This window comes from Streptococcus pseudopneumoniae, assembly GCF_001070815.1.
Lineage (GTDB): Bacteria > Bacillota > Bacilli > Lactobacillales > Streptococcaceae > Streptococcus > Streptococcus pseudopneumoniae_P.
The window spans coordinates 1-9,354 of record NZ_JVLX01000018.1 but is presented as its reverse complement, the minus strand read 5'-3'; the positions used below and the strand labels follow the sequence as shown (position 1 = coordinate 9,354).

The window sequence follows — 9,354 nt, the reverse complement described above, 5'->3', positions numbered from 1 at the left end:
GGCTCCATAAGATCCATAGGGGATTTACCCACTACAAATATTATAGAGCCTAAATTCTTAACTATTGTTAGAAATTTGATTTTATAGCAGATTAAAACTAGTATAGTATACAACTGCTACTAAAATATTTTTAGAAATTAATTTGATTCACCTAATAAAATTGTTCATATCTTATTTCAATTAATTATAATTTCTCAATCAATTTGCTTATATTTTATTTCGATTTACTATACTTTTTTCTATAATTAAAAATACGATTATTAATTTTTACGAATAATATAGAAAAGGAGGGAATTCATGTTTGTTGCCAGAGATGCTAGCGGACAGTTGGTAAATGTGTTAGAGTATAAGGTTGAGAAGCAAGCCTACACCTGCCCAGCTTGCGGAGGTCAGCTCCGTTTGCGTCAAGGACCAAGTGTACGGACCCATTTTGCCCATAAATCTTTAAAAGACTGTGGTTTTTCATTTGAAAATGAAAGTCCAGAACACTTGGCCAATAAGGAATCTCTCTATCAGTGGTTGAAAAAAGAGGTAGAGGTTCAATTAGAATACCCCCTTCCAGAGCTTAAACAGATTGCGGATGTATTTGTAAATGGCAATCTAGCTCTAGAGGTTCAGTGTAGCCCCTTGCCTCAAAAAGTTCTTAAAGAGCGAAGTGAGGGCTATCGTAGTCAGGGTTATCAAGTACTGTGGTTGCTGGGTCAAAAACTTTGGCTCAAGGAGCGTTTAACTCGTCTGCAACAAGGTTTTCTCTATTTTAGTCACAACATGGGCTTTTATGTTTGGGAATTAGATAAGGAAAAACAGCTTTTAAGGCTCAAATACCTGATTCACCAAGACCTCCGTGGTAAACTCCATTATCAAATCAAGGAATTTCCCTATGGTCAAGCTAGTTTATTGGAAATATTGCGTTTTCCTTATAAGAAACAAAAAATATCTCATTTTACAGTTTCTCAGGACAAGGGCATTTGTCGCTATATCCGGCAACAGCTGTACTATCAACATCCCTTTTGGATGAAAGAACAAGCAGAAGCCTATCAGAAGGGAGAAAATCTCCTGACTTATGGGCTAAAAGAATGGTATCCACAAATTCGGCCACTAGTAGGCAAATTTTTCCAGATTGAGCAAGATTTGACCAGCTATTATCAGCACTTTTACACCTATTACCAAGAAAATCCTCAAAATGATTGGCAAAAGCTTTATCCACCAGCCTTTTATCAGCAATATTTCTTGAAAAATATGGTAGAATAGAAAGGATGGAGGAATCTAATGGTATTACAAAGACATGAAATAAATGAAAAAGATACATGGGATCTATCAACGATCTACCCAACTGACCAGGCTTGGGAAGAAGCCTTAAAAGAGTTAACAGAACAATTGGAGACAGTAGCCCAGTATGAAGGCCATCTCCTGGATAGTGCGGATAGCCTACTCGAAATTACTGAATTTTCTCTTGAAATGGAACGCCAAATGGAGAAGCTTTACGTCTATGCTCATATGAAGAATGATCAGGATACACGTGAAGCCAAGTACCAAGAGTACTATGCCAAGGCCATGACTCTCTACAGCCAGCTAGACCAAGCCTTTTCATTCTATGAGCCTGAATTTATGGAAATCAGTGAAGAGCAGTATGCTGACTTTTTAGAAGCTCAGCCAAAATTGCAGGTTTATCAACACTATTTTGACAAGCTTTTACAAGGCAAGGAACATGTTCTATCACAACGTGAAGAAGAATTATTAGCTGGAGCTGGTGAAATCTTTGGTTCAGCAAGTGAAACCTTCGCTATCTTGGACAATGCGGATATTGTATTCCCTTATGTCCTTGACGATGATGGTAAGGAAGTTCAGCTATCTCATGGAACTTACACACGTTTGATGGAGTCTAAAAATCGTGAAGTTCGCCGTGGTGCTTATCAAGCACTTTATGCGACTTATGAACAATTCCAACATACCTATGCCAAAATCTTGCAAACCAATGTTAAGGTGCAAAACTACCGTGCCAAAGTTCGCAACTATAAGAGTGCTCGTCATGCAGCCCTCGCTGCGAATTTTGTTCCAGAGAGTGTTTATGACAATTTGGTAGCAGCAGTTCGCAAGCATTTACCCCTCTTGCATCGTTACCTTGAGCTTCGTTCAAAGATTTTGGGAATTTCAGACCTCAAGATGTACGATGTCTACACACCGCTTTCATCTGTTGAATATAGTTTTACCTACCAAGAAGCCTTGAAAAAAGCCGAAGAAGCCTTGGCAGTCTTGGGTGAGGATTACTTGAGCCGTGTTAAACGTGCCTTCAGCGAGCGTTGGATTGATGTTTATGAAAATCAAGGCAAGCGTTCAGGAGCCTACTCTGGTGGTTCTTACGATACCAATGCCTTCATGCTTCTCAACTGGCAGGACAATCTGGACAATCTCTTTACTCTTGTTCATGAAACAGGCCACAGTATGCATTCCAGCTATACTCGCGAAACTCAGCCTTATGTTTACGGAGATTATTCTATCTTCTTGGCTGAGATTGCCTCAACCACTAATGAAAATATCTTGACGGAGAAATTATTGGAAGAAGTGGAAGACGACGCAACGCGCTTTGCGATTCTCAATAACTTCCTAGATGGTTTCCGTGGAACAGTTTTCCGTCAAACTCAATTCGCTGAGTTTGAACACGCCATTCACCAAGCGGATCAAAATGGTGAAGTCTTGACAAGCGATTTCTTAAATAAACTGTACGCAGACTTGAACCAAGAGTATTATGGTTTAAGTAAGGAAGACAACCCTGAAATCCAATACGAGTGGGCTCGCATTCCACACTTCTACTATAACTACTATGTATATCAATATTCAACTGGCTTTGCAGCAGCTTCAGCCTTGGCTGAAAAAATTGTTCATGGTAGTCAAGAAGACCGTGACCGCTATATCGACTACCTCAAGGCAGGTAAATCTGACTATCCACTCAATGTCATGAGAAAAGCTGGTGTTGATATGGAGAAGGAAGAATATCTCAACGATGCCTTTGCAGTCTTTGAACGTCGTTTGAATGAGTTTGAAGCCCTTGTTGAAAAATTGGGATTGGCATAAGATGGTTGAATCGTATAGTAAAAATGCCAACCATAACATGCGTCGTCCTGTTGTCAAAGAAGAAATTGTGGAGTTGATGCGACAGCGTCAAAAGCAAGTCACAGGCTCTTTGAAAGAATTGGAAGACTTTGCTCGCAAGGAAAATATTCCCATCATTCCCCATGAAACGGTTGCTTATTTCCGTTTTCTCATGGAAACCATGCAACCAAAAAACATTCTAGAAATTGGGACGGCTATCGGTTTTTCAGCCCTCTTGATGGCGGAACATGCGCCAAATGCCAAGATTACAACGATTGATCGCAATCCAGAAATGATTGGTTTTGCCAAGGAAAATTTCGCCCAGTTTGACAGTCGCAAGCAAATCACTCTCCTAGAGGGAGATGCGGTAGATGTCTTATCGACACTGACAGAGTCCTATGATTTCGTCTTTATGGATTCTGCTAAGTCTAAATACATTGTCTTTCTGCCAGAAATCCTCAAACACTTGGAAGTTGGTGGTGTGGTTGTTTTGGATGATATCTTCCAAGGTGGTGATGTTGCCAAGGATATTATGGAAGTCCGTCGTGGTCAGCGAACTATTTACAGAGGACTTCAAAGACTATTTGATGCAACCTTAGACAATCCAGGACTCACCGCAACACTAGTACCTCTGGGAGACGGAATTCTCATGCTTCGTAAAAATGTAGCAGACGTTCAATTGCCTGACAGCGAATGATTTTCAGAAAAATTTAAGAAAATATAGTAAAATAGATAGGGTAACACTTATCTCAAAGGAGTAGACATGAAGAAAAAACTATTGGCAGGTGCCATTACACTATTATCAGTAGCAACTTTAGCAGCTTGTTCCAAAGGTTCAGAAGGTGCAGACCTTATCAGCATGAAGGGGGATGTCATCACAGAACATCAATTTTATGAGCAAGTGAAAAGCAATCCTTCAGCCCAACAAGTCTTGTTGAACTTGACCATCCAAAAAGTATTTGAAAAACAATACGGTTCAGAAGTAGATGACAAAGAAGTCGATGATACTATAGCTCAGGAAGAAAAACAATACGGTGATAACTACCAACGTGTCTTATCACAAGCAGGAATGACTCTTGAAACACGTAAAGCGCAAATTCGTACTAGTAAATTAGTTGAGTTGGCAGTTAAAAAAGCAGCAGAAGCTGAATTGACAGACGATGCTTACAAGAAGGCTTTTGACGAGTACACTCCAGATGTAACGGCTCAAATCATTCGTCTTGATAATGAGGATAAAGCGAAAGAAGTCCTCGAAAAAGCCAAAGCTAGTGATGCAGACTTTGCTCAATTAGCCAAAGATAATTCAACAGATGAGAAAACTAAAGCGAATGGTGGAGAAATCACTTTTGATTCTGCTTCAACAGAAGTACCAGATCAAGTTAAGAAAGCAGCTTTTGCTTTAGATGTAAATGGTGTTTCTGATGTGATTAGTGTTACTGGAACACAAGCCTACAGCAGTCAATATTACATTGTTAAACTGATTAAGAAAACAGAAAAATCATCTAATATCGATGACTATAAAGAAAAATTAAAAACTGTTATCTTAACTCAAAAACAAAACGACGCATCATTTGTTCAAAGTATTATCGGAAAAGAATTGCAAGCAGCCAATATCAAGGTTAAAGACCAGGCCTTCCAAAATATCTTCACTCAATACATCGGTGGTGGAGATTCAAGCTCAAGCAGTTCTTCAAAAGAATAAAACAGAAAAGAGCCAAGTGCTCTTTTTCTTATGAGAAAATCTTCTATCTGAAGGGTAAGAGTTTTTTTCTTTCAGAAAAAATGGTATAATAGCAGTCAAAACTAGAAAATAAACGGAATTTGGGAATAATTTCTTTTGTTCTCATTAGATTGGTGATACTATGAAGATTAGTAAGAGGCACCTATTAAACTATTCTATTCTAGTTCCTTACTTACTTTTATCAATTTTGGGCTTGATTGTAGTTTATTCTACAACCAGTGCCATTCTTATCGAAGAGGGTAAAAGTGCCCTCCAATCGGTTCGAAGTCAGGGAATGTTTTGGATATTTAGTTTAATATTGATTGCCTTGATATATAAGCTGAAACTGAATTTTTTAAGAAAAGAACGTCTCTTATTTATTGTTATGTTTGTTGAGCTGATTCTCTTAGCTCTGGCTCGCTTAATTGGTACGCCAGTCAATGGAGCCTATGGTTGGATTTCAGTAGGACCTTTGACCATTCAACCAGCGGAGTATTTGAAGATTATCATCGTCTGGTACTTGGCTCAACGTTTTTCAAAACAACAGGATGAAATTGGTATTTACGATTTTCAAGTTTTAACTCAAAATCAATGGATTCCTCGTGCTTTTAATGATTGGCGTTTTGTCCTACTTGTCATGATAGGAAGTTTGGCTATTTTCCCAGACTTGGGGAATGCCACCATCCTAGCTCTGGTCGCCTTGATTATGTATACAGTTAGTGGGATTGCTCATCGTTGGTTTATAGCCTTTATCGGTGTATTGTTTGGCACTTCAGCCCTATCTCTATCGGCTATTTCTATGATTGGGGTTGATAAGTTTTCAAAAGTTCCAGTATTTGGTTACGTTGCCAAGCGTTTCAGTGCCTACTTTAATCCCTTTGCCGATTTGGCAGGAGCAGGACACCAACTTGCAAATTCCTACTTTGCTATGGTAAATGGTGGGTGGTTTGGTCTAGGATTAGGAAATTCAATCGAAAAACGTGGTTATTTACCAGAGGCCCATACAGACTTTGTATTTTCAATTGTCATTGAAGAGTTTGGATTTGTGGGAGCTAGCTTGATTTTAGCACTCGTCTTTTTCCTGATTTTGCGAATTATCCTAGTAGGAATTCGTGCTAAGAATCCCTTTAATTCTATGATGGCGATTGGGGTTGGGGGGATGATGTTGGTACAGGTCTTTGTCAATATCGGTGGAATTTCTGGTATTATTCCCTCGACAGGAGTAACCTTCCCCTTCTTATCGCAAGGAGGGAACAGTCTCCTAGTCTTGTCTGTAGCCATCGCCTTTGTCTTAAATATTGATGCAAGTGAAAAACGTGCCCGATTATATGAGGAGTTAGAAGCTCACTCATCAAACTATATGTAGAGCTGAGAGTGGAAAGGATTACCTATGTCTCTTCAAAAATTAGAAAACTATAGTAATAAAGCTGTTATACAAGAAGAAGTATTGATTTTAACAGAATTGTTAGAAGATATCACTAAAAACATGCTTGCCCCAGAGACTTTTGAAAAAATCATGCAGTTGAAGGAATTGTCAACTCAAGAAGATTATCAAGGTTTGAACCAATTAGTTACTAGTCTGACAAATGATGAAATGGCTTATATTTCACGCTATTTCTCTATCTTGCCTCTTTTGATTAATATTTCAGAAGATGTGGATTTAGCTTATGAAATCAATCACCAAAATAATATTGATCAAGATTATCTTGGTAAGTTGTCAGCAACAATCAAAATGGTTGCAGAAAAAGAAAATGCGGTTGAAATTCTTGAACACTTGAATGTTGTTCCTGTTTTGACAGCCCATCCAACACAAGTGCAACGTAAGAGTATGTTGGATTTGACCAACCATATCCACACCCTCTTGCGTAAGTATCGTGATGTGAAATTAGGCTTGATTAATAAGGAAAAATGGCATAATGATCTCCGTCGTTACATTGAGATTATCATGCAGACAGATATGATTCGTGAAAAGAAATTAAAAGTAACCAATGAAATCACGAATGTAATGGAATACTACAATAGCTCATTCTTGAAGGCAGTTCCTCATTTGACTGCTGAGTACAAGCGTCTGGCTAAAAAACACGGCTTGGAGTTGAAACATCCTAAACCAATTACCATGGGAATGTGGATTGGTGGAGACCGTGATGGTAATCCTTTTGTTACAGCAGATACCTTAAAACAATCTGCTATGACTCAGTGTGAAGTCATCATGAACTACTATGATGAAAAGATTTACCAACTTTATCGTGAGTTCTCTCTCTCAACTAGTATTGTCAATGTGAGCAAGCAAGTCAGAGAAATGGCTCGTCAATCCAAGGATAATTCGATTTATCGTGAAAAAGAGCTATACCGTCGTGCCTTGTTTGATATTCAATCAAAAATCCAAGCGACAAAAGCTTATCTTATTGAGGATAAGGAAGTTGGAGCTCGCTATGAAACAGCTAATGATTTTTATAAGGATTTAATTACCATTCGTGATTCCCTCTTGGAAAACAAGGGTGAAGCACTGATTTCTGGTGATTTTGTTGAGCTAATTCAGGCAGTTGAAATTTTTGGTTTCTATTTGGCATCTATTGACATGCGTCAAGATTCTAGTGTTCACGAAGCCTGTGTAGCTGAACTCTTGAAATCAGCGGGTATTCATTCTCATTATAGCGAACTAAGTGAAGAAGAAAAATGCCAGCTTCTCTTGAAAGAATTAGAGGAAGATCCACGTATTCTTTCTGCCACTCATGTTGAAAAATCAGAGTTACTTGAAAAAGAATTAGCAATCTTTAAGGCTGCTCGTAAGTTGAAAGATAAGTTGGGAGATGATGTCATTCGTCAAACCATCATTTCACATGCAACCAGCGTATCAGACATGTTGGAATTGGCTATCTTGCTAAAAGAAGTAGGGTTAGTTGATAAAGAAAGAGCTCGTGTCCAAATCGTTCCTCTCTTTGAAACAATCGAGGACTTGGACCACTCAGAAGAAACCATGAGAGAATACCTTTCTCTTCCTCTTGCTAAAAAATGGATTGCTTCACGTAATAACTACCAAGAAATCATGCTTGGTTACTCTGATAGTAATAAAGATGGTGGTTATCTATCATCATGTTGGACCCTCTACAAGGCTCAACAACAATTGACTGCTATTGGAGATGAATTTGGCGTTAAGGTTACCTTCTTCCATGGTCGTGGTGGGACTGTCGGTCGTGGTGGTGGACCAACCTATGAAGCCATCACATCTCAACCGCTCAAGTCGATTAAGGACCGTATCCGCTTGACGGAGCAGGGTGAAGTAATTGGGAATAAATACGGTAACAAAGATGCTGCCTACTATAATCTTGAAATGCTAGTATCTGCAGCCATTAATCGTATGATTACTCAGAAGAAGAGCGATACCAATACCTCAAATCGTTACGAAGCTATTATGGACCAAGTGGTGGACCGTAGTTACGATATCTACCGTGATTTGGTCTTTGGTAATGACCATTTCTATGATTATTTCTTCGAATCAAGTCCAATCAAGGCTATTTCAAGCTTTAACATTGGTTCTCGTCCAGCTGCTCGTAAGACTATTACTGAAATCGGTGGTTTGCGAGCTATCCCTTGGGTCTTCTCATGGTCGCAAAGTCGTGTCATGTTCCCTGGATGGTATGGGGTTGGTTCAAGTTTCAAAGAATTTATCGATAAAAATCCAGAGAATATCGCTATCCTACGAGATATGTACCAAAATTGGCCTTTCTTCCAATCGCTTCTTTCAAATGTTGATATGGTCTTGTCAAAATCAAATATGAACATTGCTTTTGAATATGCCAAACTTTGTGAGGATGAAGAAGTAAAAGCAATCTATGAGACTATTCTAAATGAATGGCAAGTTACCAAGGAAGTCATCCTGGCTATCGAAGGTTATGATGAACTTTTATCTGAAAATCCATATCTAAAAGCAAGTTTGGATTACCGTATGCCTTACTTTAATATCCTCAACTATATCCAGTTGGAGTTGATTAAACGTCAACGTCGAGGAGAATTATCAAGCGATCAAGAAAAATTAATCCATACAACCATCAACGGAATTGCGACAGGATTGCGTAATTCAGGCTGATACCTATCAAGCTTCCTCTTTTCTATAGGGGAAGTTTTTGAAGAGTTCAAAAAAATTCTCAAATACTATTGACAAGTAATTGAAAAATGATATAATTTAACCATTCAGAAAAGTAATCATATAAACTTTTTAGAGAGTCTGTGGTCGCTGAAAACAGATAAGTGATGATGATGAAAATTGGGCTGGATGTTATTTAGAATTTGAAATCATAAAAATTCGGTGAGCACACCTTACAGTGCATCTCGTTATTGCGAGACAGAGCGATAGGGAAATTCCCTATAATTGAGGTGGTACCGCGCATCGACGTCCTCACACAAGTTTTTTGTGTGAGGACTTTTTTGATGGAGGTTAGTATGGAAAGAAAACGATGGCGTCGCTTGTTTATACTCAATGAAAATCAAAAAGCAAACTAGGAAGCTAGCCGCAAGCTGCTCAAAACACTGTTTTGAGGTTGTGG

6 protein-coding genes and 1 other annotated feature are annotated in these 9,354 nt (G+C 38.6%); all 6 genes read left to right on the top strand.

Features of this window, described 5'->3' with window-relative positions; all coding sequences use genetic code 11:
• Nucleotides 1–297 precede the first annotated feature (297 nt).
• The 6 genes from ADG81_RS01850 (at nt 298) to ppc (ending at nt 8,897) form a co-directional block, all read left to right on the top strand.
• A complete protein-coding gene (locus ADG81_RS01850) occupies nt 298–1,251 on the top strand; it encodes a competence protein CoiA (RefSeq protein ID WP_049550734.1) in 954 nt (317 codons plus the stop codon).
• A gap of 18 nt (nt 1,252–1,269) precedes the next feature.
• Nucleotides 1,270–3,072 (top strand): oligoendopeptidase F, encoded by a 1,803-nt coding sequence (gene pepF, locus ADG81_RS01845; RefSeq protein WP_049550733.1) that lies wholly within the window; start codon nt 1,270–1,272, stop codon nt 3,070–3,072.
• A 1-nt stretch (nt 3,073) separates the two neighbouring features.
• On the top strand, nt 3,074–3,787 hold the full coding sequence (locus ADG81_RS01840) for an O-methyltransferase (protein ID WP_080978013.1): 714 nt from the start codon (nt 3,074–3,076) through the stop codon (nt 3,785–3,787).
• 66 nt (nt 3,788–3,853) lie between these two features.
• Nucleotides 3,854–4,792 carry a peptidylprolyl isomerase PrsA gene (gene prsA, locus ADG81_RS01835; RefSeq protein WP_049550732.1) on the top strand — a complete coding sequence of 313 codons (939 nt, stop codon included), beginning with the start codon at nt 3,854–3,856 and terminating at the stop codon, nt 4,790–4,792.
• Between the two features lie 160 nt (nt 4,793–4,952).
• Nucleotides 4,953–6,176: a cell division peptidoglycan polymerase FtsW gene (gene ftsW, locus ADG81_RS01830; RefSeq protein ID WP_049550731.1), complete on the top strand. Its 1,224-nt coding sequence runs from the start codon at nt 4,953–4,955 to the stop codon at nt 6,174–6,176.
• Between the two features lie 24 nt (nt 6,177–6,200).
• Nucleotides 6,201–8,897, top strand: a complete 2,697-nt coding sequence (gene ppc, locus ADG81_RS01825) for a phosphoenolpyruvate carboxylase (protein WP_049550730.1) — start codon at nt 6,201–6,203, stop codon at nt 8,895–8,897.
• Between the two features lie 96 nt (nt 8,898–8,993).
• Nucleotides 8,994–9,211: a binding site (T-box leader), on the top strand.
• Nucleotides 9,212–9,354 lie beyond the last annotated feature (143 nt).

What these genes read in the sequence shown, in the direction of transcription:
- ADG81_RS01850 (WP_049550734.1), top strand. Translation starts at nt 298, where the DNA reads ATGTTTGTTGCCAGAGATGCTAGCGGACAGTTGGTAAATGTGTTAGAG.
- pepF (WP_049550733.1), top strand. Translation starts at nt 1,270, where the DNA reads ATGGTATTACAAAGACATGAAATAAATGAAAAAGATACATGGGATCTA.
- ppc (WP_049550730.1), top strand. Translation starts at nt 6,201, where the DNA reads ATGTCTCTTCAAAAATTAGAAAACTATAGTAATAAAGCTGTTATACAA.
- ADG81_RS01840 (WP_080978013.1), top strand. Translation starts at nt 3,074, where the DNA reads ATGGTTGAATCGTATAGTAAAAATGCCAACCATAACATGCGTCGTCCT.
- ftsW (WP_049550731.1), top strand. Translation starts at nt 4,953, where the DNA reads ATGAAGATTAGTAAGAGGCACCTATTAAACTATTCTATTCTAGTTCCT.
- prsA (WP_049550732.1), top strand. Translation starts at nt 3,854, where the DNA reads ATGAAGAAAAAACTATTGGCAGGTGCCATTACACTATTATCAGTAGCA.